The sequence below is a fragment of the Mesorhizobium dulcispinae genome (assembly GCF_033977345.1).
GTDB classification, from domain to species: domain Bacteria; phylum Pseudomonadota; class Alphaproteobacteria; order Rhizobiales; family Rhizobiaceae; genus Mesorhizobium; species Mesorhizobium dulcispinae.
This window is the reverse complement of the sequence record NZ_JAVIIY010000025.1, coordinates 1-25,611: the sequence shown is the minus strand read 5'-3', so window position 1 is coordinate 25,611 and position 25,611 is coordinate 1. Positions and strand designations below refer to the sequence as shown.

At 60.3% G+C, this 25,611-nt stretch carries 25 protein-coding genes and 3 pseudogenes; 18 read left to right on the top strand and 10 right to left on the bottom strand.

Features of this window, described 5'->3' with window-relative positions; genetic code table 11:
- Nucleotides 1-1,046: 1,046 nt before the first annotated feature.
- The 4 genes and pseudogenes from RFN30_RS29855 to RFN30_RS29840 form a co-directional block, all read right to left on the bottom strand.
- The gene (locus tag RFN30_RS29855; protein WP_320265618.1) at nt 1,047-1,913 is read right to left on the bottom strand and encodes a nucleotidyl transferase AbiEii/AbiGii toxin family protein; all 867 of its coding nucleotides are present in this window, start codon (nt 1,911-1,913) and stop codon (nt 1,047-1,049) included.
- Nucleotides 1,903-2,529: a type IV toxin-antitoxin system AbiEi family antitoxin domain-containing protein gene (locus RFN30_RS29850; RefSeq protein WP_320215364.1), complete on the bottom strand. Its 627-nt coding sequence runs from the start codon at nt 2,527-2,529 to the stop codon at nt 1,903-1,905. The genes RFN30_RS29855 and RFN30_RS29850 overlap by 11 nt, the downstream gene beginning before the upstream one ends.
- Before the next feature lie 89 nt (nt 2,530-2,618).
- Nucleotides 2,619-3,237, bottom strand: a pseudogene (locus tag RFN30_RS29845) (tyrosine-type recombinase/integrase); the annotation flags it as partial.
- 832 nt (nt 3,238-4,069) lie between these two features.
- Nucleotides 4,070-4,357, bottom strand: a complete 288-nt coding sequence (locus RFN30_RS29840; protein WP_292667687.1) for a hypothetical protein — start codon at nt 4,355-4,357, stop codon at nt 4,070-4,072.
- Nucleotides 4,358-4,701: 344 nt separating this feature from the next.
- Here RFN30_RS29840 and RFN30_RS29835 point away from each other — a divergent pair, with 344 nt between their 5' ends.
- Nucleotides 4,702-5,742: an IS1595 family transposase gene (locus RFN30_RS29835; RefSeq protein ID WP_320265605.1), complete on the top strand. Its 1,041-nt coding sequence runs from the start codon at nt 4,702-4,704 to the stop codon at nt 5,740-5,742.
- A gap of 37 nt (nt 5,743-5,779) precedes the next feature.
- Here the strand turns inward: RFN30_RS29835 and RFN30_RS29830 are convergent, their stop codons facing one another.
- Nucleotides 5,780-6,229 (bottom strand): hypothetical protein, encoded by a 450-nt coding sequence (locus tag RFN30_RS29830; RefSeq protein ID WP_320265604.1) that lies wholly within the window; start codon nt 6,227-6,229, stop codon nt 5,780-5,782.
- A gap of 408 nt (nt 6,230-6,637) precedes the next feature.
- Between RFN30_RS29830 and nifH the strand changes: the two genes are divergently transcribed.
- The 15 genes from nifH (at nt 6,638) to RFN30_RS29755 (ending at nt 22,066) form a co-directional block, all read left to right on the top strand.
- Nucleotides 6,638-7,531, top strand: a complete 894-nt coding sequence (gene nifH, locus RFN30_RS29825) for a nitrogenase iron protein (RefSeq protein ID WP_320265603.1) — start codon at nt 6,638-6,640, stop codon at nt 7,529-7,531.
- A 95-nt stretch (nt 7,532-7,626) separates the two neighbouring features.
- Nucleotides 7,627-9,129 carry a nitrogenase molybdenum-iron protein alpha chain gene (gene nifD, locus RFN30_RS29820; protein WP_320265602.1) on the top strand — a complete coding sequence of 501 codons (1,503 nt, stop codon included), beginning with the start codon at nt 7,627-7,629 and terminating at the stop codon, nt 9,127-9,129.
- 133 nt (nt 9,130-9,262) lie between these two features.
- Complete coding sequence (gene nifK / locus RFN30_RS29815; protein WP_320229533.1) at nt 9,263-10,804, top strand: nitrogenase molybdenum-iron protein subunit beta; 1,542 nt, start codon at nt 9,263-9,265, stop codon at nt 10,802-10,804.
- Between the two features lie 60 nt (nt 10,805-10,864).
- Nucleotides 10,865-12,355: a nitrogenase iron-molybdenum cofactor biosynthesis protein NifE gene (gene nifE / locus RFN30_RS29810; RefSeq protein WP_320265601.1), complete on the top strand. Its 1,491-nt coding sequence runs from the start codon at nt 10,865-10,867 to the stop codon at nt 12,353-12,355.
- A 9-nt stretch (nt 12,356-12,364) separates the two neighbouring features.
- Nucleotides 12,365-13,747, top strand: coding sequence for a nitrogenase iron-molybdenum cofactor biosynthesis protein NifN (gene nifN, locus RFN30_RS29805; protein WP_320265600.1), 1,383 nt, complete (start codon nt 12,365-12,367; stop codon nt 13,745-13,747).
- A complete protein-coding gene (gene nifX, locus RFN30_RS29800) occupies nt 13,713-14,216 on the top strand; it encodes a nitrogen fixation protein NifX (RefSeq protein ID WP_320265617.1) in 504 nt (167 codons plus the stop codon). The genes nifN and nifX overlap by 35 nt, the downstream gene beginning before the upstream one ends.
- 12 nt (nt 14,217-14,228) lie before the next feature.
- Nucleotides 14,229-14,708, top strand: coding sequence for a NifX-associated nitrogen fixation protein (locus RFN30_RS29795; RefSeq protein ID WP_320215356.1), 480 nt, complete (start codon nt 14,229-14,231; stop codon nt 14,706-14,708).
- Between the two features lie 27 nt (nt 14,709-14,735).
- Nucleotides 14,736-15,521 carry a winged helix-turn-helix transcriptional regulator gene (locus RFN30_RS29790; protein WP_320265599.1) on the top strand — a complete coding sequence of 262 codons (786 nt, stop codon included), beginning with the start codon at nt 14,736-14,738 and terminating at the stop codon, nt 15,519-15,521.
- Between the two features lie 98 nt (nt 15,522-15,619).
- The gene (locus RFN30_RS29785; protein ID WP_320265598.1) at nt 15,620-16,486 is read left to right on the top strand and encodes a universal stress protein; all 867 of its coding nucleotides are present in this window, start codon (nt 15,620-15,622) and stop codon (nt 16,484-16,486) included.
- Nucleotides 16,487-17,861: 1,375 nt separating this feature from the next.
- A complete protein-coding gene (locus RFN30_RS29780; protein WP_320265597.1) occupies nt 17,862-19,019 on the top strand; it encodes a TlpA disulfide reductase family protein in 1,158 nt (385 codons plus the stop codon).
- A 344-nt stretch (nt 19,020-19,363) separates the two neighbouring features.
- Nucleotides 19,364-19,834: a DUF269 domain-containing protein gene (locus RFN30_RS29775; protein ID WP_320265596.1), complete on the top strand. Its 471-nt coding sequence runs from the start codon at nt 19,364-19,366 to the stop codon at nt 19,832-19,834.
- Between the two features lie 26 nt (nt 19,835-19,860).
- Nucleotides 19,861-20,064: a CCE_0567 family metalloprotein gene (locus RFN30_RS29770; protein ID WP_320236493.1), complete on the top strand. Its 204-nt coding sequence runs from the start codon at nt 19,861-19,863 to the stop codon at nt 20,062-20,064.
- Nucleotides 20,061-20,378 (top strand): ferredoxin III, nif-specific, encoded by a 318-nt coding sequence (gene fdxB / locus RFN30_RS29765; protein WP_320215349.1) that lies wholly within the window; start codon nt 20,061-20,063, stop codon nt 20,376-20,378. The genes RFN30_RS29770 and fdxB overlap by 4 nt, the downstream gene beginning before the upstream one ends.
- A 27-nt stretch (nt 20,379-20,405) precedes the next feature.
- Nucleotides 20,406-20,729: an exopolysaccharide production repressor protein gene (locus RFN30_RS29760; protein WP_320265595.1), complete on the top strand. Its 324-nt coding sequence runs from the start codon at nt 20,406-20,408 to the stop codon at nt 20,727-20,729.
- A gap of 323 nt (nt 20,730-21,052) precedes the next feature.
- Nucleotides 21,053-22,066, top strand: a complete 1,014-nt coding sequence (locus tag RFN30_RS29755; RefSeq protein ID WP_320265594.1) for a 1-aminocyclopropane-1-carboxylate deaminase — start codon at nt 21,053-21,055, stop codon at nt 22,064-22,066.
- 271 nt (nt 22,067-22,337) lie between these two features.
- Here RFN30_RS29755 and RFN30_RS29750 read toward each other — a convergent pair whose 3' ends face one another.
- On the bottom strand, nt 22,338-22,568 hold the full coding sequence (locus RFN30_RS29750) for a hypothetical protein (RefSeq protein ID WP_320265593.1): 231 nt from the start codon (nt 22,566-22,568) through the stop codon (nt 22,338-22,340).
- Nucleotides 22,569-22,626: 58 nt separating this feature from the next.
- On the opposite strand from RFN30_RS29750, the pseudogene RFN30_RS29745 reads away from it, so the two are divergent.
- Nucleotides 22,627-23,379, top strand: a pseudogene (locus tag RFN30_RS29745) (IS256 family transposase); the annotation flags it as partial.
- A gap of 79 nt (nt 23,380-23,458) precedes the next feature.
- Here the strand turns inward: RFN30_RS29745 and RFN30_RS29740 are convergent.
- The 4 genes from RFN30_RS29740 to RFN30_RS29725 are packed head-to-tail and all read right to left on the bottom strand — an operon-like array spanning nt 23,459 to nt 25,062.
- Nucleotides 23,459-23,779 (bottom strand): tyrosine-type recombinase/integrase, encoded by a 321-nt coding sequence (locus RFN30_RS29740; protein ID WP_320265592.1) that lies wholly within the window; start codon nt 23,777-23,779, stop codon nt 23,459-23,461.
- On the bottom strand, nt 23,776-24,087 hold the full coding sequence (locus RFN30_RS29735; protein ID WP_320265591.1) for a tyrosine-type recombinase/integrase: 312 nt from the start codon (nt 24,085-24,087) through the stop codon (nt 23,776-23,778). The genes RFN30_RS29740 and RFN30_RS29735 overlap by 4 nt, the downstream gene beginning before the upstream one ends.
- Before the next feature lie 19 nt (nt 24,088-24,106).
- Nucleotides 24,107-24,445, bottom strand: a complete 339-nt coding sequence (locus RFN30_RS29730; RefSeq protein WP_320265590.1) for a site-specific integrase — start codon at nt 24,443-24,445, stop codon at nt 24,107-24,109.
- Complete coding sequence (locus tag RFN30_RS29725) at nt 24,442-25,062, bottom strand: tyrosine-type recombinase/integrase (protein ID WP_320265589.1); 621 nt, start codon at nt 25,060-25,062, stop codon at nt 24,442-24,444. The genes RFN30_RS29730 and RFN30_RS29725 overlap by 4 nt, the downstream gene beginning before the upstream one ends.
- A gap of 95 nt (nt 25,063-25,157) precedes the next feature.
- On the opposite strand from RFN30_RS29725, the pseudogene RFN30_RS29720 reads away from it, so the two are divergent.
- Nucleotides 25,158-25,469: pseudogene (locus RFN30_RS29720) on the top strand (transposase); the annotation flags it as partial.
- Between the last annotated feature and the right edge of the window lie 142 nt (nt 25,470-25,611).

The window sequence follows — 25,611 nt, the reverse complement described above, 5'->3', positions numbered from 1 at the left end:
CCGCGCAGTTGGATGTCGGCCTCCGACCACACCTGCGCAGAAAAGCTAGCGAGCACTGACGCCTGGAGGGGTCGACCTCCCGATGTTTATCCGCGATAGTCACCGTCGCCTCAAGCGCTTGTACGGAGTCACCAATGATTCGCTCGTCGCTTTGTTTGTGGTTCGATGGTTCTAATGAGCTGTCGCAAATGCCGTGCCATCTGACTTGCAGCAGGGATGGAAGCGACTTTTACCTTGAGTAGAGGGACCTGCTTTCGGGGGCGCCATGGAGGAAAGGCTTCCGCCTAAGACGGCGATCTCATCGGGCTACACTTGTAACATCTCAGGCAGCTAATGCTCGGGAAACATACAAGGCGTTTCCACGTGACGACTCGACTGACCTTCTTGTGTCAGAAGGTGGACGAAAATGTCGGAAGCTCTACCAAGGGCAGGGCTGGGCCGCGAGAAGGGAGAAGTGGTGGAACGGAGACGATACTTATGCTGAACCCGAAGCGCAGCTTCGTCCGCGCGTAGCCGAATGGAAAAGGGCCGAAATAAGTTCGTTCATGTCAATGAACTCTGCGCTCTTTTCGGCACGTCGGTAAGAACTCGCGGCGGCAGCCAGAGCACTTGAAAGCGCGCCTGCGGAGCGCGTAGCAGCCGAGAAGGCCGCAATGCGGGCAGACCCTTGGAGAGAAAAGGCCCGCTGCCGGGAGGAGGTGGCAACGGGCCCGATTCGAAAACGGCACTAGAGGGGTGTGCCGCATTCAAGATCGGCATCGTAGCGAGAGAGTTGATGGCCGACACCCTCATAGTAGCTGCCGCGTCAGATATTGCAACGCACAAATGTCATCCCGCAACGCAATAAAAGCATCGGCCTAGCGAAAAATACACTTAGAAGTGCTATGTCGACAGGTCGACACCGCCGCGCCCCAAGCTGGTGCGCTGCCGCGGCAGCCGATCGATCCGTAACGATTTCGAGAGCCCTGATCCGCCCGTGGAGCAAAGCAAGTCCGAGCTTTATGTCCAAGGGCCGCCGGCCGGCCAATGACGCTCGAAACCGTCGCCTAAGGCTGCAGCCTGGAGCGGCGGAAAAACGAACTCGCCAATCGCGACGATCGCGGCTGGGAGATTCGGTGGCTGCAAGAGAAGCGGTTCCCTTCCGACGAACGCCGTCCATTGCCTTGCCTTCTCGCTGTGCTCGGCAAAGCGGTACTGAGTCCAAGCGGAGTCTCCGTTGGCAGTAGCGTGTCACGGCGTTCAAATGTCGCTTGGATTGCCTGGACCAGCGATCCACCTTCGAACGCGAACAGCCGCGACAGCGCCAGCAGGTCGTAAAAATCCTTCGTGCGACTGTTCGCCTGGCCAAGCACGACGATTGCCTGGAGTTTTTCGGCAACCACGGTTTCCCTGGGATAGGCTCTCAGTCGAGGACCCTCGGCCGACAGAAGCGACGGAAACTCCAGTTCCTGCGCCGTCGGCGTAACAGCGTCACCAAAGCCGATGTCGACTTGTACCGGGATCCGGGTCCTCCCGAGAAACGCTGTCGTCTGCACCCTGACGCCGCCATATTGCTGGCCTTCACGGATCACCTCGACGCTCAGGCCGTTCGCATCGTACACCAGTCCGTCTCTTTCGGCCTCGATCCGGCAAATTGTTTCGAAAACGGGTCGGATCGCCGTTACGGCTGGATTGCCGAATCCAAGAAGATCGAGGTCCTGCGTAGGGCGAAACGGATCGTTGAGCCACGCTGTGAAGAGCATCGCGCCCTTCAGGATGAACTGATCTCGATGCGGGGAGATGCTCAGCCGATAAAGCAGCCTCTCGATGGCGTATCTTCTCAGGATGAGCTGATTGTCCGTCTGCTTGTCCCGCGCGATGTTGCGGAGCCGAGCAAGAATCGATGCTGGAAGATTGGCCGGCCTATCCTTCATCAGCAACTGTGCTTTCAAGATAAGGACGAACGACACTCCAGATGCGCAGCGCCTGCGCATATCGGGCAATGTCGTCGGGCCTGGCCTTTCTGGACCGCCAGCCCATGCGGAGCGCTTCCATTGCAACGTCGAGGCCGACGGCATTGCGGAAGCGGAAGCAGTCCACGATCGACTTGGCCGGATCAAAGATCCGGACAGGCACCGAATCGATGGTGTAGGTCTTGACGCCAATGGTGAGCGCCTTTTCGCCGAAGCGAGCAACCCGGATCGGCGGATAGTCGATCGTCGGCTTGCGGTCCTTGGAGCCGATTGCGATCCAGACGCTGCGCGGAAGCTGCAGCGTGATCTCATGAAACTGGAGCGCCGATACGAGGCAGATCACGCCTTTCGGAACTCGGGTTGCGATCTCGGCCAGGGAATGAGAAATGTCGACGTCGGCATCCGCGCGTTCGTAGAGCCCACGTGAGGGGCGATGGAGGATGCCCTCGTCTACCAGACGCGCAAGTGTAGCCGGATTGATGCCTCGGCGTTTCAGATCCGACAGGCGCATGATCCCGTGGTGCTCAATCAGACTGACGGCAAGGTCGCGCTGAGAGGTTTCAAGGGATCCGGTCATGTATCAAACTGTCGGCAATTACAGGTAAGTTCCGACATTCTATTACACCGGAGAGGGGAAGTCGGCAAGCAGCCCTTCCACCGTTCTGTAAACGTGGCGCGAGACATCGGCGCGTCAGCATCGTAGCGCGATGGAAGAACATAGCGTGAGTTCCCGGCGCATGTCCTGAGTGCGATCATGATATCGACGGATTGGCGCGACAGATAAACATTATGAGGCTTGGAGCGCTTCATGCGCTCTTTGGGAATGCTCCACACGGCAAATCGACTTCATCCCAGACCGCATCCTGCAATTCGCTTTTTCGAACCATGGTCAGCAGTATGAGTCGCAGGCCCAAGCGGATCGTCGCGCCATGCAGGATCACGAACGCGAAGATCTGCTTGACGATGTCGCGGACGTGGATAGCCGTTGCCGGTGCTCCTCGATCCTTCACTTTCTTGCAAAGCCCCCGGCGATGGTCCGGCGAGATCTCCTTGAGGAGCCGGTTTCTCCAGGTCGGCACAATGTCGCGGTCGAAGATCGCCCGGCGCATGGCGCGTGTACTGTCAGCCATACGCGCTTCCTGAACCAACGCTCCCCGAACTCACCGAAACTCTTGGCTTCCTTCAAGCGGAGCTTCTGTCGCTGCTTCTCCTGCGCAGGCGAGATTCCCTCCCCGACCATGCGACGCGCATCGAGACACCACTCTCTCGCGCGGGCGAGGGTTACACATATCTTCTCTTGAAATCAGTGACGTAGAGCGGGTTAGCGATAGTTAGCGATAATCCGCGAATGACCCAAAATCACTCGACTTGCGCCATCAGGGTGCGTTCAACGGAGATATCTGGGCGCACCTTGACTAAAGGTTCACTTCCGCCAGATCGACGACAGCAACCGTGGCGTTCTCGACTATTGCCAGAAGACAGGTGCGTCATCCAGGATTGAAGTTGTGGCGGCGCAAATTGGCGGCATTAGGTAGCAAATGCCACCAAGACAAACGTAAGTAGTTGTTCTTATGTCGAAAAGGAAGGTCACCAATTCGATAGATAGCTACCTATGCCACGCCTGAAAGTGTCCCAAAGACATCGTTTTCACGGTGTCATTGGGACCGTCGAACTGTCCTGACCAAACCTAGGCGATGGCTCTCTGCCAGATGCTCTTTTACCGCATTGAACCAGTCGGTTGGTAACCGACCGATGACGCACGTTCCTTCCGCACCCGGCAGTCTCGAAAGGCATCGGGCATTCCGAAGGTCTGGCCCTGGCCACGCGAAGACGTTGAACTCGTCGGTATATATCCATGAAGGCTCGTCATCGAGACCAAGATGACGCTTCAGTTTTGCAGGCACTTCCAATGCCCGCCTTCCCGGTCGTGGTCTGGAATGCGATATGCCCAAGACATAGACTACTGGCGTTGGCCCAACGTCATCTCTGGCAAGAACAACAGCGGAAGGATACGTTTTTTCGCCGTCCTCACGTGTTCCTACTTTCGACCGCCACAAATATTCATAGGCGATCACATATCCGACAGGCGGATTTTCAGGAATTCTCATTCCAGGGGCCTAAAGTTTTGGGCCTGAGAACTCGGTTTCTAAATCAGGGATGTCATCCAAGTTATAGGATTCGCCTGCTGCCATTTCCGATCCAAGGATCAAATCTACCTCGCTGGCCGACAGCTCCGAGGTGGGAAGAGCTTGACGAAACGATGCCCACATAGCCTTGAATAGCGGGCCTGATACGAGGAACGTGGACGTTCTGCCGTATTTTGTAATCTGGACAGGCGCTTGAAGCGCGCGGTCATTCCACTCTCCAAAGTTCTTTTGAATTTCCGAGGCTGGAACTGAAACCATAATTCATCTCCTTTATCCGTATGTTACGTAACATAAGGAAATTGTCAAGATTGGAAGCAATTAACCATCGCTCAAAAGAGACGATCGACTCCTGCCGGCCTTCCGGGTATGAGCCCGATCCATGTTCAGGACGGCCCACATACAGCTTTGATTTCGTCGGTGGCCCAGTGGCTGCCGCGGACGCTGTACGCATGCAACCTGGAGCCTGAACATGACCGCCATCCCATTCCCCGTCGCCTTTATCGCCGCGCAGCCTGCTGCCGCGGTGCTGCACGTCCCGGTCCCGTCCGGAGGCTTGGAAATACGCGGCCCAGCCGCCTTCCAAGCCGAGGAGGGACTGAGCCGTGGCGAAGTCCAGACAACAACCGAAAGGGCAGCATTTCCTGCTGTCGCCGGAATGCCGGACGCTCACCGTCATGGACCTCGCCAAGGTCCGCGAGGAAACCGCCCATGGCTGGTTCAGGAAGATGCGCTGGCCCGAGACCGACGGAGAACCGTACTGTCCGAAGTGCGGCACGCTGCGTTGCCACGCGATGAGCCGCGGCCGCTTCAAGTGCTCTGACAGAGTCTGCAAGGCGGTCTTCACCGTCACCTCCGGAACGGTCTTCGCATCACGGAAGCTGAGCTTCAGGAAGATGCTGATGGCCATCTGGTTCTCGGTGAACTCGGTCAAGGGCAAGGCCGCCCTGCAGCTCTCTCGCGAGATCGGCGTGCAGTACAAGACCGCCTGGGTGCTCCTCATGAAGCTGCGCGAGGCCATCGCCTGGCGCCGGGATGACATGGTGCTCGAGGGCGAGGTCGAGATCGACGGCAAGTACGCCGGCGGCCACATCCGTCCCGAGAACAAGGCGGAAGACCGGGTCGACCGCCGCCTGAAGAAATTCCAGAACATGAAGCGGCTGTGTGCACTGGCGATCAGGGAGCGCGGCCTCGGCGGCCGGACTTTCACGCGCGTGATCCGCGACGAGGACGGCGACGCGGCCTGGGCGGCCGTGCGCGACCACGTCTCGCGCTCGGCTACGGTGATCGCCGACGAGCATGCCAGCTACAACGACATCGTCGGCCTCAACAGGATGCAGCGGGTCAACCACTCCAAGGCCTACCAGGCCGAGGACGGGACCAACACCAACCAGATCGAAAGCTTCTTCTCGCGCGTGCAGCGAGCCTATGTCGGCATCCACCACCGCTTCTCGCTCAAGTACTTCGACTGGTACGTCGCCGAGCTCGCCTGGCGCGAGGACACGCGGTACCACGCCAACCGAAGCCAGACGTTCAGCGTCCTGCGAACCGCGCTGTCGCGGCCGACCTCCCGGTTCCTCTGCGGCTACTGGCAGGGAAACAAGCCACCGGATCTAATCTGGGAGGGCAAGAAGGCTCCGGCCTAGGACGCGGGAGCCGTTTCGACCGCGCTCCGCGCCGCGTCTAGGCGGTGATTTCCCAAAGAAACTGCCTGTTCGCAGTCTTGCCGACGTGCCTCACGCGCCCGGCCTTCGTAAGCTGGGTCAAGACAGCCGACAGCTTGCGCGATACCCGGTCGACGATCTCCGCTTCGCCGCCCAGTCCGATCGCATGCGAGAACTTCGCGGCACATTCGGATGTCGAGACCGGGTTTGCCGAGTCACGGAGAATTTCGAGCACGACCTGACGCTGGTTCACGCCTCCCATGGAGGCTTTGACCTCATCTGAAATTTTGGTGATTCCGGCCGGACGGCGCGCCTTGGCTGGCATGGGCCTGTAACCGGGTTCGTAGATGGCAATGACCTTGTCGATGGAACTGACCTGCTCGCGGACGTCGGCCTGCAGCTTCGCCAGTTCCTCGAGCCTGTTGGTCAATTCGGCTCGTTTCAGTTTCAACTCATACGCGACGCTCATGCCCGCCCTGTCTCATATTCCGACTTGAGACAGGGTAGATCAGCTCGCTCAGGAGATCTGGTGGTTTTTGCTACCTAATGCCGCAAATTGGCCGGGGAGGCGTGCCACTCACGAGGAGTGGACGACAGCGTTTGTGCCTTTCGGTCCCGGCGTGAGGTATGGCTGTCATATTTACGCTCTCCGACAGGTTTCGTTGGTCTTGTCAGGTTCGCGACACGGGCTCGGTTAGCCATTCCCTTATTTTGCTCAGGTCAAATAACTGAAAAGGAAGAACAAAAAACTTTCTTCGATCGGTCAATAAAATTGGCACGAGTTTTGAACCTTGCATTACGAGGCGGCGAAAAAGCTGCCGACCGGCATTCATGTCGCGGGCAGCCGCGATGAATGGAACGAAGGAAGGAAAGCTACATGTCAGGTCTGCGTCAGATCGCCTTTTACGGCAAGGGCGGCATCGGCAAGTCCACCACCTCCCAAAATACGCTCGCCGCCCTTGTCGATCTCGGGCAGAGGATACTCATCGTCGGCTGCGATCCCAAGGCCGACTCCACCCGCCTGATCCTGAACTCGAAGGCGCAGGATACCGTGCTGCACCTTGCTGCAAAGGAAGGTTCGGTGGAAGACCTCGAACTCGAAGACGTGCTCAAGATCGGCTACAGAGGCATCAAGTGCGTGGAGTCGGGCGGCCCCGAGCCGGGTGTAGGCTGCGCCGGCCGCGGCGTCATCACCTCGATCAACTTCCTCGAGGAGAACGGCGCCTACGATGATGTCGACTATGTTTCCTACGACGTGCTCGGGGACGTGGTGTGCGGCGGTTTTGCAATGCCGATCCGCGAGAACAAGGCCCAGGAAATCTACATCGTCATGTCCGGCGAGATGATGGCGCTCTATGCCGCCAACAACATCGCCAAGGGCATTTTGAAATACGCCCATTCGGGCGGCGTGCGGCTCGGCGGCCTGATCTGCAACGAGCGCCAAACCGACCGCGAGCTCGACCTCGCCGAAGCACTGGCGTCCAAGCTCAATTCCAAGCTCATCCATTTCGTGCCACGCGACAATATCGTTCAGCACGCCGAGCTCAGGAAGATGTCGGTGATCGAGTATGCGCCGGACTCAAAGCAGGCCGGGGAATACCGTGCGCTGGCCGAGAAGATCCATGCCAATTCGCGCCAGGGCACCATCCCGACCCCAATCACCATGGAGGAGCTCGAGGACATGCTGCTCGACTTCGGCATCATGAAGACAGACGAGCAGATGCTTGCCGAACTCCAAGCCAAGGAAACGGCGAAGGCGGCCGCACTGTAACGAGCGTTGTCGACTTGAGGTGCGGCCTTGACCAAGCGCGCCTTTGTAACGGCGCCTCGCCGGTGAGGCGTCACACGAACCTTGAAAGGGGTCCCATGAGCCTGGAATACGAAAATGACGGTGCTCTCCATGCGAAGCTTATCGAGGAGGTGTTGTCGCAATATCCCGACAAGACGGCGAAGCGCCGCAAAAAGCACCTCAACGTCGCAAAGAGCGGGGACGAGGCGGGCGAGGAACGGGAGGTCCTTTCCGAATGTGACGTCAAATCGAATATCAAGTCCATTCCCGGCGTGATGACCATTCGCGGCTGCGCCTATGCCGGCTCAAAAGGCGTGGTGTGGGGTCCGGTCAAGGACATGGTCCATATCTCGCACGGCCCCGTCGGCTGCGGGCAATACTCCTGGTCGCAGCGCCGCAACTACTATGTCGGCACCACCGGCATCGACACGTTCGGGACAATGCAGTTCACCTCCGATTTCCAGGAGAAAGACATTGTTTTCGGCGGCGACAAAAAGCTGGAACAGATCATCGACGAGATTGAAGAACTTTTTCCGTTGAACAAGGGCATCACCGTGCAGTCCGAGTGCCCGATCGGCCTCATAGGCGACGACACCGAAGCGGTCTCGCGCAAGAAGGCCAAGGAGATCGAAAAGACGATCGTGCCGGTGCGCTGCGAGGGCTTCCGCGGCGTCTCGCAATCGCTCGGCCACCACATTGCCAATGATGCGATCCGCGACTGGGTGTTCGAGAAGAGGGACGTCGAGTTCGAGGGTGGCCCGTACGATGTCAACGTGGTCGGCGACTACAATATCGGCGGCGACGCCTGGGCTTCGCGAATCCTGCTCGAGGAGATCGGCCTGCGCGTGGTCGGCAATTGGTCGGGCGACGCCACGCTCGCCGAGATAGAGCGCGCGCCGAAGGCCAAGCTCAATCTCATCCATTGCTACAGGTCTATGAACTACATCTGTCGGCACATGGAGGAAAAGTACGGCATCGCTTGGATGGAGTACAATTTCTTCGGTCCCTCCCAGATCGAAGCCTCCCTGCGCAAGATTGCCAAGCATTTTGGGCCGGAAATCGAGGAGAAGACCGAAAAGGTGATCGCCAAGTACCGCCCCTTGGTCGACGAGGTAATCGCCAAATACCGACCGCGCCTCGAAGGCAATACGGTGATGCTCTATGTCGGCGGCCTGCGCCCCCGCCACGTCATCACAGCCTACGAGGACCTCGGCATGGTGATCGTCGGCACAGGTTACGAGTTCGGCCACAACGACGATTATCAACGCACTGCTCACTACGTGAAGAACGGCACGCTGATCTATGACGACGTGACCGGTTATGAGTTGGAGAAGTTCATCGAGGGGGTTCGCCCTAATCTCGTAGGCTCGGGGATCAAGGAAAAATACCCCGTGCAAAAGATGGGCATACCGTTCCGTCAGATGCACTCCTGGGATTATTCGGGGCCCTATCATGGCTATGACGGCTTTGCCGTTTTCGCCCGTGATGTGGATCTTGCCATCAACAACCCGGTCTGGGGCCTATTCGAGGCGCCTTGGAAAAGGCGTCCGAGCCGTGGACGGGCGATGGCTGCCGAATAAATGCCAGGCCCTTAGCTTGGTCTTCCCAAGGAGACGATAAACCCCGCGACCCCGTGATACGCGGAAGACCAGAAACGTTTGATGTTGCTGTCACGCCATATGGCGCGGTCAGATAGAAAAAGAGGTGACCACCATGCCGCAGTCGGCCGAAAAAATTCTCGACCATGCGCCCCTCTTCCGCGAGCCGGAGTACAGGCAGATGCTGGCCGAGAAGAAGCTGAATTTCGAATGTCCGCACCAGGATCAGGTCGTTACCGATCAACGCGAGTTCACCGAGACCTGGGAATACCGGGAAAAAAACTTCGCTCGCGAAGCGCTTGTCATCAACCCCGCCAAGGCCTGCCAGCCGCTCGGCGCGGTGTTCGCGGCCACGGGCTTCGAGCGAACCATGCCCTTCGTGCACGGTAGTCAGGGTTGCGTGGCTTACTACCGCTCGCACCTGTCGCGCCATTTCAAGGAGCCTGCTTCGGCGGTTTCTTCCTCGATGACCGAGGACGCGGCAGTGTTCGGCGGCCTGAAGAACATGGTCGACGGGCTCGCCAACACGTATCAACTCTATGACCCGAAGATGATCGCCGTGTCGACGACTTGTATGGCCGAGGTCATTGGCGACGACCTGCACAGCTTCATAGAGAACGCCAAGGAAGAAGGCTCGGTCCCGCGCGACTTCGACGTGCCCTTCGCGCACACGCCGGCCTTCGTCGGCAGCCACATCGACGGCTATGATGGTACGGTCAAGGGCATTTTGGAACACTTCTGGAAAGGCCAGGAGCGAACGGAAGCCCCAGGGACGATCAACATCATTCCGGGCTTCGACGGCTTTTGCGTTGGCAACAACCGGGAACTCAAACGCCTGCTCGATCTGATGGGCGTGTCCTACACGTTCATCCAAGATGCCTCTGACCAGTTCGACACACCATCGGACGGCGAATACCGCATGTATGACGGCGGCACGAAAATCCAAGACGTGAGGAACGCACTCAACGCCGAGGCGACACTTTCGCTACAGCATTACAACACCCGAAAGACGCTGGAATATTGCGAGGAGGTCGGCCAGGCCACAGCCTCGTTCCATTACCCGCTGGGCGTCCAGGCGACCGACGAATTCCTCGTGGAGGTCTCCGCGATCTCCGGCAAGGAAATCCCCGAGGCAATCCGGCTGGAGCGCGGCCGACTTGTTGACGCCATGGCGGACAGCCAATCGTGGCTGCACGGCAAGAAATACGCACTCTACGGCGACCCGGACTTTGTCCACGCCATGGCCCGCTTCATCATGGAGACAGGCGGCGAGCCGACTCACTGCCTCGCCACCAACGGCACGAAGGCGTGGGAAGACCAGATGAAGGAGCTGCTTGCATCCTCGCCCTTCGGCAAGGAGGCTCAAGTCTGGGCGGGCAAGGACCTGTGGGCGATGCGATCGCTGCTCTTCACCGAGCCCGTGGACCTGTTGATCGGCAATTCCTATGGCAAGTATCTGGAGCGCGACACCGGCACGCCGCTGATCCGGCTGATGTTTCCGATCTTCGACCGGCACCATCACCATCGCTTTGCGCTCATGGGCTACCAAGGCGGGTTGCGCGTACTGACGACAATCCTCGACAAGATCTTCGACAAGCTCGATCGCGAGACAAGCGAGACGGGGGTGACGGACTATTCTTATGACCTCACCCGCTAAGAGCGGCGGCCGGCTTTTAGGGCCGGTCCGTCTTCTCGATGGACTTTGGAGACCGGCGTAATGTCCTCGCTCAATGCCAAAATCCAAGATGTCTTCAACGAGCCTGCCTGCGAAAACAACCGCGGCAAGGACGCCGAGGCGCGCAAAAAGGGCTGCTCCAAGCCGCTGACCCCCGGGGCGGCAGCCGGCGGCTGTGCCTTCGACGGCGCAAAAATCGTGCTGCAGCCGATCACCGATGTCGCGCATCTGGTCCATGCACCGCTCGCCTGCGAGGGCAATTCCTGGGACAACCGGGGCACGGCTTCGTCCGGGCCAACGCTGTGGCGCACAAGCTTCACGACCGATCTCACCGAACTCGACGTGATGATGGGGCAGGGCGAGCGGAAGCTTTTCAAAGCAATCCGCGAGATCAAGGAAGCCTACGCGCCGCCAGCAATCTTCGTCTATTCGACCTGTGTGACGGCGCTGATCGGCGACGACATCGAGGCCGTGTGCAAACGCGCGGCCGAAAAGTTCGACTTGCCGGTGGTGCCGATCAATGCGCCGGGCTTCGTCGGCTCCAAGAATCTCGGCAACAAGCTTGCCGGCGAGGCGTTGCTCGACCATGTCATCGGCACGGCGGAGCCCGACGATGCCGGCCCTCACGACATCAACATCCTTGGCGAATTCAACCTCTCGGGCGAATTTTGGCTGGTGAAGCCGCTTTTTGATCGGCTCGGCATCCGGGTGCGAGCCTCAATTCCGGGCGACGCGCGCTACCTCGACGTTGCGTCAGCGCACCGCGCCCGGGCGACTATGATGGTGTGCTCGACCGCACTCATCAATCTCGCCCGCAAGATGGAGCAGCGCTGGGAGATCCCGTTTTTCGAGGGCTCCTTCTACGGCATCACCGACACCTCTGAAGCGCTCCGGCAGATCTCCAGACTGCTCGTGAAGAAGGGTGCGGATCCGGAGATCCTCGGCCGCACCGAGGCATTGATTGCTGAAGAGGAGGCGATTGCCTGGAAGAAGCTCGCGGCCTACCGGCCGAGGCTCGAAGGCAAGCGTGTGCTTCTCAACACCGGCGGTGTGAAGTCCTGGTCGGTGGTCCATGCGCTGATGGAGATCGGCATCGAGATCGTCGGCACCTCGGTCAAAAAATCAACGCCCGAAGACAAGGAGCGCATCAAGGAGATACTCAAGGACGAAAACCACATGTTCGAGGCCATGGCACCGCGCGAGCTTTACGCAATGCTCTCGAAACACGAGGCCGACATCATGCTGTCGGGAGGGCGCACGCAGTTTATCGCACTGAAGGCCAAGGTACCCTGGCTCGATATCAACCAGGAGCGTCACCAGCCCTATGCCGGTTATGACGGCATGGTAGAACTCGTGCGCCAAATCGACCTCGCCATTCACAACCCGATCTGGCGCCAGGTGCGGGAGCCACCACCGTGGGAGTGCCAGCTCGCCGCGGGGGACGAACCGCCGAGCACGGAGAGTGAGACCGCGACCGTCCAGGGTTTTAAGAAATTCGCCGGCACGACGGCCGACGATTTCGGCGAGTGTTGAGGAAAGCCGATGGTCCGCATCCTCCCCCAGACAAAAGCCGCGGCCGTCAATCCACTGAAGACGTCGCAGCCGCTGGGTGCAGCCTTGGCTTTTCTTGGGATCGATGGTGCGATGCCGTTGTTCCACGGCAGCCAGGGGTGCACCAGCTTCGCGCTCGTGCTCTTCGTGCGGCATTTCAAGGAAGCCATCCCCCTGCAGACTACCGCGATGGACGAAGTGGCGACGATCCTTGGCGGGGCGGATCATCTGGAAGAAGCGATCCTCAATCTCAAGACTCGCACAAAGCCAAAGTTGATCGGGGTCTGCACGACGGCGCTAACGGAAACCCGAGGCGAGGATTTCGCAGGGGATATCGCCAATATCAGGCAGAAGCGCGCGGAAGAACTCGCGGGTACGGAGATCGTGCTGGCCAACACGCCGGATTTCGAGGGGGCGATCGAAGAGGGCTGGGCCAAGGCTGTCACGGCGATGATCGGAAGGATCACGCGTCCCGGCGAGCAGGCGCGGCAATCGAAGAAGATCGCGATCCTGCCCGGCTGGAATCTCACTGTGGCCGATATCGAGCATTTGCGCGACATGGTCGAAAGCTTTGGGCTCAAGCCGGTGATTGTGCCGGACGTCTCCGGCTCGCTCGACGGTACAGTGCCAGACCGCTGGGTCACGACCACCTATGGCGGTACCAGCGTCGAGGACATCAGCGAGCTTGGCACGGCCGTGCGATGCATTGTCATCGGTGAGCATATGCGCCGCCCGGCCGAGCTGCTGCACAGGTTGACCGGCGTGCCTTACGCGATGTTCCAGTCCCTGGCTGGATTGAAGGCCGCAGACCGGTTCGTCTCGCTGCTGTCAGCGATTTCGGGCGCGCCAGTGCCGGCCGGGGTGCGCCGGCGTCGGGCGCAGTTGCAGGACGCGTTGCTCGACGGACATTTCCATTTCGGAGGCAAGAAAATTGCGATCGCTGCCGAACCAGACCAACTCTACCAACTCGCGACTTTCTTCGTCGGCATGGGCTCCGAAATCGCGGCGGCGGTCACCACGACCAATATGTCGAAAATTCTGGAGAAAGTACCGGCGGACTCGGTTCAGATCGGCGATCTTGGCGATTTGGAGGCTCTTGGCGCTGGCGCTGATCTCCTCGTCACCCATTCCCACGGCCGCCAGGCGGCGCAGCAGCTTGGCATCCCGCTCATGCGCGTCGGCTTCCCAATCTTTGACCGGCTCGGCAGCCAACACAAGCTCACAGTCCTCTATCAGGGGACCCGCGACCTGATCTTCGAGGTTGCCAACATCTTCCAGGCCAATCGACATACGCCGACGCCTGAGGCGCTTGATCCATTCCGCCACCGAGAAATGCCAGATGAGCTCAGTTCGTCGCCTCTCGCTCGTCTCTGACGAGGTCCACGCATCGATGCCGCCACGGCAAGCCGGCGCTTTGCGCGTGGCGATCGCTACGCAAGACATGAAGAACCTCAATGCCCATTTCGGGTCGGCCAAGCGCTTTGCAGTCTACGACGTGACGCGCGAGGAGTGGCAGCTTGTGGAAGCCGTGGCCTTCGACGACGTTTCCGATGAGAGCGGGACGCATCGCAGCGAGGGCGATGATCGCATCACTCCGAAGGTGGAGGCGCTGAAGGGCTGTCATCTTTTGTTTTGTCTGGCTATCGGCGGACCTTCGGCAGCCAAGGTTATTTCGGCGAAAATCCATCCGATCAAAGTGCCGCAGCCCCAAACCATCCAAGAGGTGCTGTTGCGCACGCAAACGATGCTCAGCAAGGCTCCTCCGCCTTGGCTGCGCAAGGTGCTGGGCCAGGCCGGCGTTGTCGAAAAGAAGCCGTGCTTCGAAGACGAGGACTTCAAATGAGGAGTAGGCGAAATGTTTGACGCCGTGGTCAGTCCTGATGTCGCCGAGGACGAGGCGGCCCTTGCCACCCCGTTCGTCAAATGCCTCGTGCGGCTGATCCGTGCTCAAGATTCCTACGGAACATGGGAAGGCAAATCGGACGCCGAGCTCCTGGGCGACTTCATCATCACAAAGGAACAGCGCCGTGCGATCCCGATTATCGGCGATCCCGATCCTGACGTGCTGTGGAGGCTCGACATGTTTTACACCGCCGTGGGGCTCGCGATCGAGGAGCGCTCCGGCCTGATGGCGTCGCCGATGATGGAGATGAGCCATGAGGGCTTCGGGCGCGTGCTCTTCACGGCCGGGCGGCTGGTCGTTCTGTCGAAGACCCTGCGCGACGTCCACCGGTTCGGCTTCGAGACGTTCTGGAAACTTGCGGCGGCGGGTACGAAACTGGCCGGTGATGCGATCGCGGCCATTGAAGCCTATCCCGAGGTGGCGCGGGCGTGATGAACGCGATTTTCGAGCATGGGGATCATGCCAGGCGTTGAAGACATGCCATGGCCCGCCCACCCAACCGGGGCGGTCGAGGCCGATTTGCTTCTTGGGGTAGCGCCGATGAAGCCATTGGTCCTGATCTGTTCGCAAGATGCGGAGTTGTACCTGTTCCTCAGTCACATTCTGGGGGTGGACGGCTTCACGAGTGAGCCGGCCGGCGGCGTGAAGGAAGCAGTTGCAGCGGCCGATGAACGAGAGCTCCAGGCGGTGGTGCTGGATTGCGGGCCGGCAAGCGCAACGGGCTCCACAATCTGCGCAACATTCAAGAGGGAGCCCCGGACGGGGGGCCTTCCCGTGATTGCCCTGATTGCCCCCGGCGCCGAGAACCAGCACCTCGATCTCTTGAAGGCAGGCATCGACGAGAGCTTTGTGCGGCCGATCGCGCCGGCCACGCTGCTTGACTGTCTGCGCACGAAGCTGGCACTGCCGAAGCCGGGTTCAAACGGGGCCGGAAACGGCAGCTGGCTCTGCTGCGGCGGCCTCGAGATGAAGCTCGATGCTTACCGAGTTCGCGGTAATGGCCACGACATCCATCTCGGACCGCTCGAGTTCAACCTGCTGCGCCATTTGCTTGAAGCTCCCGGCAAGGTCTTTAGCCGAGACGAGCTGATCGACGCGGCCTGGCCCAACAATATCCATATCGGTGCACGCACCGTCGACGTTCATATCAGCCGGATCAGAAAGGCGCTGAAGGCGGCCTCGCCCGACAGCGTCATTCGTACCGTCAGATCGGCAGGTTACTCGCTGGAGAAGCCGGATGGCTGAATGGCAAGCCGGTTTGCCATTCCCCATCTCCCTCGCGAGGGCAAGTCTAGCGGCTTCGAAACGCCTGCAGGTACAACATACTCGAAAAGAAGCAGTCCATGGCCTTCAAAAGCGTACTCAGTGTGACGGGAGCTCACCACTCCGATAAGGACGTCACAATAGCTGCCGGCTTGTGTGCCGAGGTCGGCGCGAACCTTTCGGTACTTATTATGGCGCCTCCGCCGCTAAGCGGTTCCATCCCCGAGTGGCCAAAACGACGCGCAGCGGCCATTGCCAGACTGGAAAAGCGGTATAGGCATATCGAGAAATTTTCACACGAGATGGCCATTCTGGAAAAGACGTCCAGGGATATTCAAAAACTGCTGGGAACCCTGTGGATTTGCCATGACGTCGATACTGAATACTGCGACCAGGCCAGCGTCGGCGACGCGGTGCGACAGCGGGCGCTCTGCAGTGACCTGACCATCGTCGGCCCCGCACTTCTCAACGACATCGATCTCGGACCTCTTGTTATCAACGGCAGCTTGTTTGATACCGGAAAGCCGGTGCTCGTCGTACCGAAGGGTGCCGAGGCGACTCTGTCGCCGCGGCGCGTGCTGGTCGGTTGGGATTCGCGCGTTGAGGCGTCCCGTGCGGTTCGGGAAGCACTGGATTTGCTGTCCGGAGCCGAGGAAGTTCGGCTCACCTTGGTCGATCCGGAGGTGACCTGCACCGGAAACGGCACCGAGCCGGGAGCCGACGTCGCTGCCTATCTCACCCGGCATGGTGCTCGGGTATCGGTCGACCGGCTGCCGAGCGCCGGCAAGCCGGCGGCAACGGTGCTCGCGCAGCACGCAATCGACATGTCTGCCAACATGATTGTCATGGGCGCTTATGGAAGCCGGCGGCTGCGCGAGCGGCTCTTCGGTGGCGTGAGGAGATGGATAGAAGCAAAGCCGCCATTGCCGCTGTTTTTGGCGCGGTGACGGTTCCGAAGACGCACCTATGCTGTTCGAAGCTCTGCTTCCCTGGTCGCCTATCCTTATGCCAAGTCGGCCAAGGTCGCGGCAAACGCGCAGGTTTTCGCGGAGCGCCTCGATACAATTTACAAGCGCCTCGGCCCGAGGCATCCCGCACGTCTCCAGTGTGCAGTTAGGATGCCTTCTGCTCGCCCGAGAAGATCCGTGAGCGGAACTTAACTGCCGCGCCGACGTACTGGGTTTCTCAATGCAGTCAAACTCAAGGGTTCGCAGGTCGGCGTCAGGTCGAAAACGAGAATCCTTTCGACGCGGCACGCCGTTCGGACCCGCATCGGCATCCGCATGGGCGAAATCAGGGATCGCCCTCACGATTGGCTTGGGGCTGAACAACGCAATCATAGTACCGCGGCCAAGACCCTCGACTTCGAGTCTGGACGGTCGGGCCCTTGCCGGATTGGGCGGCAAGCGATGGCATCAATCATAATGACATTGGCTGAGATGGTAGAGCGGCGAGGACCGCCGCACATTCAGTGTATTCAGTCGGTCCGGCCCGACCCGCGTGGCGGCCGAACGGTCCTGGGCTGATCAAATCCGACAATGCTCGCATTCGCACCCGGGCGGGCGCTGTAGCGCCCGGGCGCCGGAAACACACAAGCTAACACAAAGCAGGAAGCCCGCAGAGTTCACCGGCCGGCACCAGCACTCCAGGCCAGTCCGCCACGATCGTCATAGTCAATCTGAAAATGGCGGCATTGGCGATGGCGGTAGTGGTGGGCCGCAGCTGGACCGGTGTCGTCGTGGAGGACGCCCTTTGTCACCAGCCGGGAAATTCAATCGCAAGGCGGGCGAGGGCACAGCGGCACGCGCATGGAGCGGCCCTTGCAATCACAAATGCCGAGTTCCGCTACCGCCTGAGGGACCGTAACGGCACAAAGCTCAACCCAAAGGGCGCGAAGCGGACGATGATGACGAGCCTGGCGATAGCCGACGCAGTCATGATGTCCGTCTGCTCGTCCTTGGCCGGCATACATGTTGAGTGGTCCGTGGCCAGGCTCTTCTGGCGACGCGCAGCGCGTGATGCATGTCCGAAGCCTGACAACGGCGGCAAACATGTCGGGTTCAATACAACCGGCCATCGTCGTCGCATGGTGGCTTTTCAAGCGAAACCACCCCTTACTGCACGCCGAGCGCACTGGCACAGCCTTTGCAAGTGGAGATTCGGCAACACTGGATGCCGGCAAGACTGAGTAAACGCTCACTGCGCGCAGACGCGCGAGACGGGTGATGCTCGCTTTCCTTGAACCCGTGTGCCCCTCGCTTAGTGGGAAACAAGCTCGCGCGTAAAGTCGCGCAACCTTTGGCAATAGCCTTGGAGAGCAACATGGCATTGCAGATGGAGTCACAGGCTCCCCCGATCAAGGTCGAGACCTGGCTGCGTGGCGAGCCGTTTGCGAGTTTCCAGCCCGGCAAAGTGTACGTCGTCGAGTTTTGGGCGACTTGGTGCGGCCCATGTGCGGCCGCGGCACTCCAACTGGTGCAACTGCAGGAGAAATACAAGGACGCCGGACTTGAGGTCGTCGGAGTCGCGGCTGATGAAGACGATCTCTCGCCCGTTGAGGTCCGAGCCAAGTTGGGCGCGTGGTTGGCCGAAAAATGCCCGGATCTGAACTATCGGATCGCGTTCGACCCTACAGGCGAAATGAACAAGCTTTGGAGGGAGCCCAGCTTTTCGGTCGGAATTCCGACCTCGTTCGTGGTCGACCGGGACGGCCACATCGCCTTTATCGGTCATCCGAGGCAACTCGACGAGGTCTTGCCGAAAGTGCTGAACGGCAGTTGGCGCGCCAGCGATGAAGCGAAGGCCGCCGACACGGCGCGGATCGCCAGAAGCGGCGCAATAGCGCGCGAACAGGGCTTGAAGAAGCCAATCAATGACAAATTCTGGGCGGCGATAAAGGCAGAGGATTGGACGATGGCGCTCTCGGCGATCGAAGAGGGCATCGCCTTGATGCCAGACATTATCAGTTTTCGCCTGGCTCATGTGCATCTGTTACTTCACAGAATGAACGACATGCAAAAAGGCATGCCCGTCATGCGCCAATTGGTTCGCGACGCAATCGATAGAAACTCCGAGAACTGGATGCTTGCAGCGCTAGGCCAGCTCTTCAGTCCGGCGCACGATCATTCGCACTTTCCATCTGGTGAGCGTTTCGCGATGGGCAAAAAGCTGTCCGAACACATCTTGGCACTCAATCCCCCGCAAGCCGACGGCCCTAAGTTCCGGTCTTATCCGGCGGTCGCTAGGTACTATTACGACAGCGGCAACAAGGATCGCGCGATCGAGTTGCTCAGGTTGGCACTGAAGTCGCTTGAAGGTCCGGAGCTTATTCCGGACGCACAGAAACAGCACCTTCTACCGGATTTGCTGCAGACCCTAGCCAGCTACAAGGCTGGGAGGGCCGTTGCAGCGCTCTCTTCGCGGGTTCGCAAAACATTTTCCCCCCGACACCAAAGCGCGAGCGGCCGAAAAAATACATAAAAAGAGGCGTCAATCTGAATGTTTACTGGCCAATTCGTCCATTTGCCTGGCGTGGCCGCAGCAAGTAGGCCCTATGCAGCACCGGGTGGATCGTTTGCGGCAGTTTCAAAGCTCGAATTTTGCGATGACCCGCGGCCGCGCAGCGGCGCAAGTGATGTTGGACGCCAATTCTCGCCATGGTGGAAGGCCTCGCGGTCGAAGACGCGTCCAAGAACGCTCACCGGGACGTCAATTGCTTGGAATTGCCCGCTCCGAGCCGGGCATCGGCCGCGCACGTGTGCCCGAGCTAGGCGCTGCCGAAAAAGGAAATTCGACGAAGAGGCCAGAACTGGGAGAATATGAAATTGGCCGAAGCCGCGATCTGCGCTGCTATTAACGAGGACGAGGCGGCCCTTGCCACCCCGTTCGTCAAATGCCTCGTGCGGCTGATCCGTGCTGAGGAGTCCTACTGCTTATGGGAAGGCAAATCGGACGCAGCGCTGCTGGCCGGCTTCATCGTCACCAGAAAGAAGGGCCGCGCGCTCCCTGGCATGGGCTATCCCGATCCCCACGCGCTGTGGAGGCTCGACATGTTTTACAGCGCCGTCGGGCTTGCGATCGCTGAGCGTTTCCACCCGGCGACATCGCCAATTGTGGAGGCCAAACCCGTGAGGCCTCTGGGCGCGGGCTTTTCGGTGCCAGGCGTTGGGTCGTTCTGTCCGGACATCCACCGGTTCGGCTTCGAGACGTTCCGACAACTCGCGGAGGCCGGTACGAAACTGGTCGACGAGGCGACTGCAGACACCGAAGTCAGTCCCGACGTCGCGCTGGCGTGATGGAAGCGGTATTCGAGGAAGGATTAATGTCAAACCGTGAAGAGCTGCAGAAGAAGGTCCGCAAGCTGCAGTCGCGTGCGGGAACGGCGAAGATGGAATTGCACGACCTTGCCGAAGACCTCCCGGTCAACTGGACCGAGATCAAGGTGATTGCCGAGAGAACGTTCGCCGTTTTTGCCGAGTGGGACGCTGCCAAGAGAGATCTCGCTGCATCGGAGAATGCGCGATGACGAGCGCGTTCGTCACCCGCGACGGCTCCAAATGGATGCCGCAATATCTCACCGCTATCGACGGCACGACCTGCATAGGCTGCGGACGCTGCTTTAAGGTTTGCTCGCGCGAGGTCATGCACCTTTACGGCGTCGATGACGCAGGCGAAATCCTCGGCCCCTGCAACGACGAAGACGACGACTTCGATGGCGAGCTCAATCGCATGATCATGGTCGTCGACCATGCAGGCCGCTGCGTCGGCTGCGGAGCCTGCGCCCGCGTCTGCCCGAAGAACTGCCAGACCCATGTTGCGGCCGACAAGGTCGCTGCATGATGTGGCGAGAAAACCAGGAGAACGGCGTTGCCCTTCAGAATCTTTTATCGCTTTTTTTGGGTGGTCCTGTGCAGCAACGCTTTGGCTGTCTACTTTGCTTCTCATTCCATCCGCACGGTAGTCGTCACAACGCTGGCTTGTTCGCTGCTCCTCCAGGTAGCCTATTTCGCAAGTGTGCTCTTTCTGATCTGGCGGGCTGGCGGCACTAGCAGATCTGGCCAAAGGGCTGAACATTTCGGAGTTGCAACGCAGTTGGAATGTCAGCCGCCAGACGATGATGAGGTGGTGAGGAATAAATCTTCCGATGTGCCTCCGGTCTTTCCGATGGGCGGCATATCGCTGCTCCACTGAGGCGCGATGACGAGATCAAAGTCAGATTCACGCCACTTTGGATCAACCGTGAACATCGGGTGGATCTTTCAAGGAATGCTATGCCTGGTGCGGTCGACGGCGACCGCATTCCGTCGTTCCATCCCGGCGATGCAGTTTTCGGTGCGACAGGCAGGGTAGCGACGCCGGCGTGGCCGCTGCGTGTCGGGACGGCGAATGAGGCGCTGGAATGTTACGAAGCTCTTCCAAGACGTCGGACAGCGCAGCTGACCTCAGACCAAACACGCCCCTTAAGCTGATGTGCATAGCTAGTCTTGGCTCATTCACGCATCGCCGGAGAGAACATGCTGGAAAAGTTCGAACGCTATCCGCTTACCTTTGGACCGACGCACATCGAGAAGCTCGACCGGCTCAGCAAGCATCTAGGTGGAAAGGTGGAAATCTACGCCAAACGCGAGGACTGCAACTCCGGACTCGCGTTTGGCGGAAACAAGCTGCGCAAGCTCGAATATATCATCCCCGACGTCATCGCCTCAGATGCCGATACGCTTGTCTCCATCGGCGGCGTGCAGTCCAACCACACGCGAATGGTCGCCGCGGTCGCCGCCAGGATCGGCATGAAATGCCTCCTAGTTCAGGAGAGCTGGGTTCCACATGAGGATGCCGTCTACGATCGGGTCGGCAACATTCTCTTAAGCCGCATCATGGGCGCAGAAGTGCATCTGGTCGACGAGGGCTTTGACATCGGCATCCGCCGCAGTTGGGAAAAGGCGCTCTACGAGGTCAAGGCAAGGGGCGGCAGACCCTATGCGATACCAGCTGGCGCGTCCGTTCACCCGTATGGTGGTCTAGGCTACGTGGGGTTCGCAGAGGAGTTGCGCGCTCAGGAGAAACAGCTTGGGTTTGCATTTGACTTCATCGTCGTTTGCACGGTCACGGGCTCGACGCATGCCGGCATGATCGTCGGATTTGCCAATGACGGTCGACATCGCAACGTCATCGGTATCGATGCCTCTGCCACTCCCTCGCAAACCAAGGCGCAAGTGCTGGATATTGCCCAACATACAGCGGAGCTCGTCGATCTCGGAATGGAACTGGTCGAGGATGATGTGGTGTTGTTCGAGGAGTACGCTTACCCATGTTATGGCATACCGTCCCCGGAAACTAAGGACGCCATCCGTCTGTGCGCGCGGCTCGAAGGTATGATCATCGATCCCGTTTACGAAGGCAAATCGATGCAAGGAATGATCGACCTGGTCCAGAAAGGTTTTTTTGCCAAGGGATCGAGGGTTCTTTTCACGCATCTCGGCGGTGCCCCGGCGATCAACGGCTACGGTTACACCTTTCGAAACGGCTGACCCGTACGGTCCGCGTCAGCAGCGACCCGGCTGGGAGTTGCCGCGACGGCTGCCGAGTGCGGAGCTAGTGCATCTGGAGCGGTCGCGGCAGCCGTCTATTGATATCGCCACGAACCGCAAACACTTGGCGACGCTGGCGGGCAGCGCCCAAAATTCAGACCGCTTTGGGTCCGGCATCTGGGCGGTTGCTCGACGGCGGTCACTCGGCCGGAGCGGGCCGGATTGCCGGCCCGCTCCGCCCGCGTCGGCCGTGGCGGGTTTGTCGATGAGATCATGAAAGCAAGAAGAGCGCTGGCCAGGGCATCCCTGAATGCGATGTGTTTGCGAGTTTCCATCGCCCGAGTGCGAGGTGGATGATCGCGCGGCTCAATGCCATGTGAGAAATCCAGCGCCAGCCGGTGCGGTCGTGTACCATTAGGTGGTGTAGCTTGGCGGTGATGAAGCCGCTCGCGAGCGCGCCGTTAGTAGCGCTGTAGCGAGTGAGCGGCGTGTCGGTGGTCATCGGCGCTTTCCGGTAGGGTTTGGTTGTTGACGCCAACCCATTTTCGAAAGGACCACCGATGACCGACGACATGATGAACCTGCGCACGCTCGTGGAGAAGACCCCGGATGCCGATCTGCTGCGCGAGATGATCGGCTTTGCCGCCGAGCGGCTGATGGAGCTGGAGGTGGGCGCGGCCGCCGGCGCCGGCTACGGCGAGAAGAATCCGCTTCGGGCGGCCCAGCGCAATGGCTACCGCGACAGGGACTGGGAGACGCGGGCGGGCACGGTCGAGCTGCGCATTCCCAAGCTCAGGAAGGGCTCCTACTTCCCCGGCTTCCTCCAACCGAGACGCATGGCCGAGAAGGCGCTCACCGCCGTCATTCAAGAAGCCTATGTCCAGGGCATCTCCACGCGCTCGGTCGACGACCTGGTCAAGGCGATGGGCATGAGCGGCATCTCCAAGAACCAGGTCTCGCGGCTGTGCGAGGAGATCGACGGCAAGGTGAAGGCCTTCCTCGAGCGGCCGATCGAAGGCGACTGGCCGTATCTCTGGATCGATGCGACCTACCTGAAGGTTCGCCGCGGCGGGCGCATCGTCTCGGTCGCTGTCATCATCGCCGTCGGCGTCAACGCAGACGGCCGGCGCGAGGTGCTCGGCATGGAGATTGGCACCTCGGAGGCCGAGCCGATCTGGACCGAGTTCCTGCGCAAGCTGACACGTCGCGGCCTGCGCGGTGTCAAGCTCGTCGTCTCCGACGCACATGAAGGCCTCAAGGCGGCCGTCACCAAGGTGCTGTGCGCCACTTGGCAGAGGTGCCGCGTCCATTATGCCGATGTCCGGATTATGCCGACCTTGGGGGTGGATGTCGGCTTCGGAGGCGGTGATCGCTGCGATGGGGTCGGCATAATTAGAGCGCCTCGAGGAAAGCGAGAAGCTTGTCGGGCGGTCTGTAGCGTCCTGGTGCCGTGTTGGCCGGCGTGGTTTTCGCCAGGGTGCGTTCTTTAAGCTCCAGATCGGCGTGCAAGTAGATGTGGGTGGTCTCGATCTGTTCGTGGCCAAGCCACAGCGCGATCACCGAGGTGTCGACGCCGGCACGCAGCAGTCGCATTGCCGCGGTATGACGCAAGGTGTGCAGTGTGACCCTTTTCCGCTGCAGCGACGGACAGTTTCTGGCAGCGATTTCGACATACCTCGCGAGCCGGTGCTCGAGAGCGTCGCGGCTGATCATCCTGCCGGTCTGTGTAGGGAAGAGGGATCGGCCGGCTGCCCTGCACGTTCGGCCAGCCAGACGCGCAGCACGGCGGCCATGTTGGAGGTAAGGGGTGTGATCCGCTGCTTTCGCCCCTTTCCGATACAGCTGACATGAGCGCCGGAACCGAGATGGATATCGGCGCAGTGAAGGCCGATCAGTTCGGACGCCCGCAGGCCGGTTTGGGCGGCGAGCCGAAGCAAGGCGTGGTCGCGCCGCCCGGTCCAGGTCGACCGCGCGGGGGCGGACAGCAATACATCGAGTTCCTCCTCCGTCAGGAACGTCACAAGCCGTCGCTCAAAACGCTTAGGGCGGAATCGCGAGCACCCGATCGATTGTCGCGGCGTACTCGGGGTAACGAAGGGCGGCGAACCGGAACAACGACCGGATTGCGGCAAGCCGCGCATTCCGGGTCCGCGCGCTGTTGCCTCGATGACGCTCGAGGTGATCGAGGAAGTCGCCGACACACGCGGCATCGAGGTCGTTGAACTCCAGCCTGGAAGGCTCTGTGTCAAGCGCGGCGGCGAAGACCAGCATCAGTCGCAGGGTGTCCCGATAGGCGGCGAGCGTATGCGGGCTGGCTTGCCGCTGCCGGATCAGGCGGTCGGTGAAGAACGCCTGCAAGGTCGCGCTGAGGGCGGTCATGCGCCGCCTCCGATCCGTCGTTCCAGACGATCACCGGCCAGTTGCAGCAATTCCGGAGCCGCCGAGAGATACCAGTACGTCTTGCCCGGATCGACGTGACCGAGATAGGTCGACAGCGGGGCAAGCCGGCGCCCCGGGTCGCCGCCGTCGCGATAAGCATCAAGAAGCGTGCGAACGGCAAACGCGTGCCGCAGGTCGTGGAGCCGTGGTCGGCAACCTGCCGAGCGCGGGGCGATGCCGACGCGACAGACGAGCTTCTGGAACGTGTTTTGAACGTTCACATAGAGCAGCCTGGTGCCGGCCGGCGAGACGAACAGGGCGGGCGTGTTCGGCGGCCGGCGGGGTTGATCGCGCCGGCGCAGATAATTGCCGAGGGCCGCAACAGTGCTCGGATGTAACGCCAACTCGCGGGATTTTCCGGACTTTCCGCGCCGAATGGTGAGGCCGCCGCCGACCGCATCGAAGTCGTCGCGGTCCAGGCCGATCGCTTCTCCAACCCGCATTCCGGTCACGGCCAGCAAGCCGATCAGGGTCCGGTAGGTTGCTTCCCGATGCGGCGTGCCGTCATCAAGGCGATGACGTCCTCCTGCGAACAGAGGTAGGGCGTCGCTCGGCAAGATCGTCCCGGCAGCAGATCACACGGCGGCACCTCGGTTGCCGGCTCGATCCCGCGCAGATGGATCGCAAAGCGGCGAACGACGGAAAGTCTGAGGCCGCGAGCACCCAATGGCGCACCGTGGCTGATCAGATCCGGCCCAAGGTCCCGAAGCTGGCGACAATCATGGATGACGCCGAGCCCGACGTGCTGGCCTATATGACCTTCCCGAAGGAACATCGCGCCAAGCTCCACTCGACGAATCCGATCGAGCGTCTCAACGGCGAGATCAAGCGACGCACCGAGGTCGTCGGAATCTTCCCGAACGACGACGCCATCGTCCGCCTCGTCGGGGCGCTGCTGCTCGAACAGAACGATGAATGGGCCGTCCAGCGAGCCCGCTATATGGTAACCGCCCGATTGGCACCGCCTGCCAGACAGCGCCTTGATGACCTAAGACACGTCCTTAACGACGTCGTTAGCGACGTGTCTAGGCGAGGTATGGGATGCGTGTCGAAATTCTTGGTCAGGAACGGCGGCGGCGTTGGGGTGACGAGAAGAAGCTCGACAT

Excerpts from the sequence above, each read along its gene's own strand:
- nifN (WP_320265600.1), top strand. The coding sequence starts at position 12,365 with ATGGTCCGCATCCTCCCCCAGACAAAAGCCGCGGCCGTCAATCCACTG.
- RFN30_RS29795 (WP_320215356.1), top strand. The coding sequence starts at position 14,229 with ATGTTTGACGCCGTGGTCAGTCCTGATGTCGCCGAGGACGAGGCGGCC.
- RFN30_RS29855 (WP_320265618.1), bottom strand. The coding sequence starts at position 1,913 with ATGAAGGATAGGCCGGCCAATCTTCCAGCATCGATTCTTGCTCGGCTC.
- RFN30_RS29785 (WP_320265598.1), top strand. The coding sequence starts at position 15,620 with ATGGCCTTCAAAAGCGTACTCAGTGTGACGGGAGCTCACCACTCCGAT.
- RFN30_RS29830 (WP_320265604.1), bottom strand. The coding sequence starts at position 6,229 with ATGAGCGTCGCGTATGAGTTGAAACTGAAACGAGCCGAATTGACCAAC.
- RFN30_RS29740 (WP_320265592.1), bottom strand. The coding sequence starts at position 23,779 with ATGATCAGCCGCGACGCTCTCGAGCACCGGCTCGCGAGGTATGTCGAA.
- RFN30_RS29730 (WP_320265590.1), bottom strand. The coding sequence starts at position 24,445 with ATGACCGCCCTCAGCGCGACCTTGCAGGCGTTCTTCACCGACCGCCTG.
- RFN30_RS29755 (WP_320265594.1), top strand. The coding sequence starts at position 21,053 with ATGCTGGAAAAGTTCGAACGCTATCCGCTTACCTTTGGACCGACGCAC.
- RFN30_RS29770 (WP_320236493.1), top strand. The coding sequence starts at position 19,861 with ATGTCAAACCGTGAAGAGCTGCAGAAGAAGGTCCGCAAGCTGCAGTCG.
- RFN30_RS29850 (WP_320215364.1), bottom strand. The coding sequence starts at position 2,529 with ATGACCGGATCCCTTGAAACCTCTCAGCGCGACCTTGCCGTCAGTCTG.
- RFN30_RS29750 (WP_320265593.1), bottom strand. The coding sequence starts at position 22,568 with ATGACCACCGACACGCCGCTCACTCGCTACAGCGCTACTAACGGCGCG.
- nifD (WP_320265602.1), top strand. The coding sequence starts at position 7,627 with ATGAGCCTGGAATACGAAAATGACGGTGCTCTCCATGCGAAGCTTATC.
- nifX (WP_320265617.1), top strand. The coding sequence starts at position 13,713 with ATGAGCTCAGTTCGTCGCCTCTCGCTCGTCTCTGACGAGGTCCACGCA.
- RFN30_RS29790 (WP_320265599.1), top strand. The coding sequence starts at position 14,736 with ATGCCAGGCGTTGAAGACATGCCATGGCCCGCCCACCCAACCGGGGCG.
- fdxB (WP_320215349.1), top strand. The coding sequence starts at position 20,061 with ATGACGAGCGCGTTCGTCACCCGCGACGGCTCCAAATGGATGCCGCAA.
- nifH (WP_320265603.1), top strand. The coding sequence starts at position 6,638 with ATGTCAGGTCTGCGTCAGATCGCCTTTTACGGCAAGGGCGGCATCGGC.
- RFN30_RS29780 (WP_320265597.1), top strand. The coding sequence starts at position 17,862 with ATGGCATTGCAGATGGAGTCACAGGCTCCCCCGATCAAGGTCGAGACC.
- nifK (WP_320229533.1), top strand. The coding sequence starts at position 9,263 with ATGCCGCAGTCGGCCGAAAAAATTCTCGACCATGCGCCCCTCTTCCGC.
- RFN30_RS29840 (WP_292667687.1), bottom strand. The coding sequence starts at position 4,357 with ATGGTTTCAGTTCCAGCCTCGGAAATTCAAAAGAACTTTGGAGAGTGG.
- nifE (WP_320265601.1), top strand. The coding sequence starts at position 10,865 with ATGTCCTCGCTCAATGCCAAAATCCAAGATGTCTTCAACGAGCCTGCC.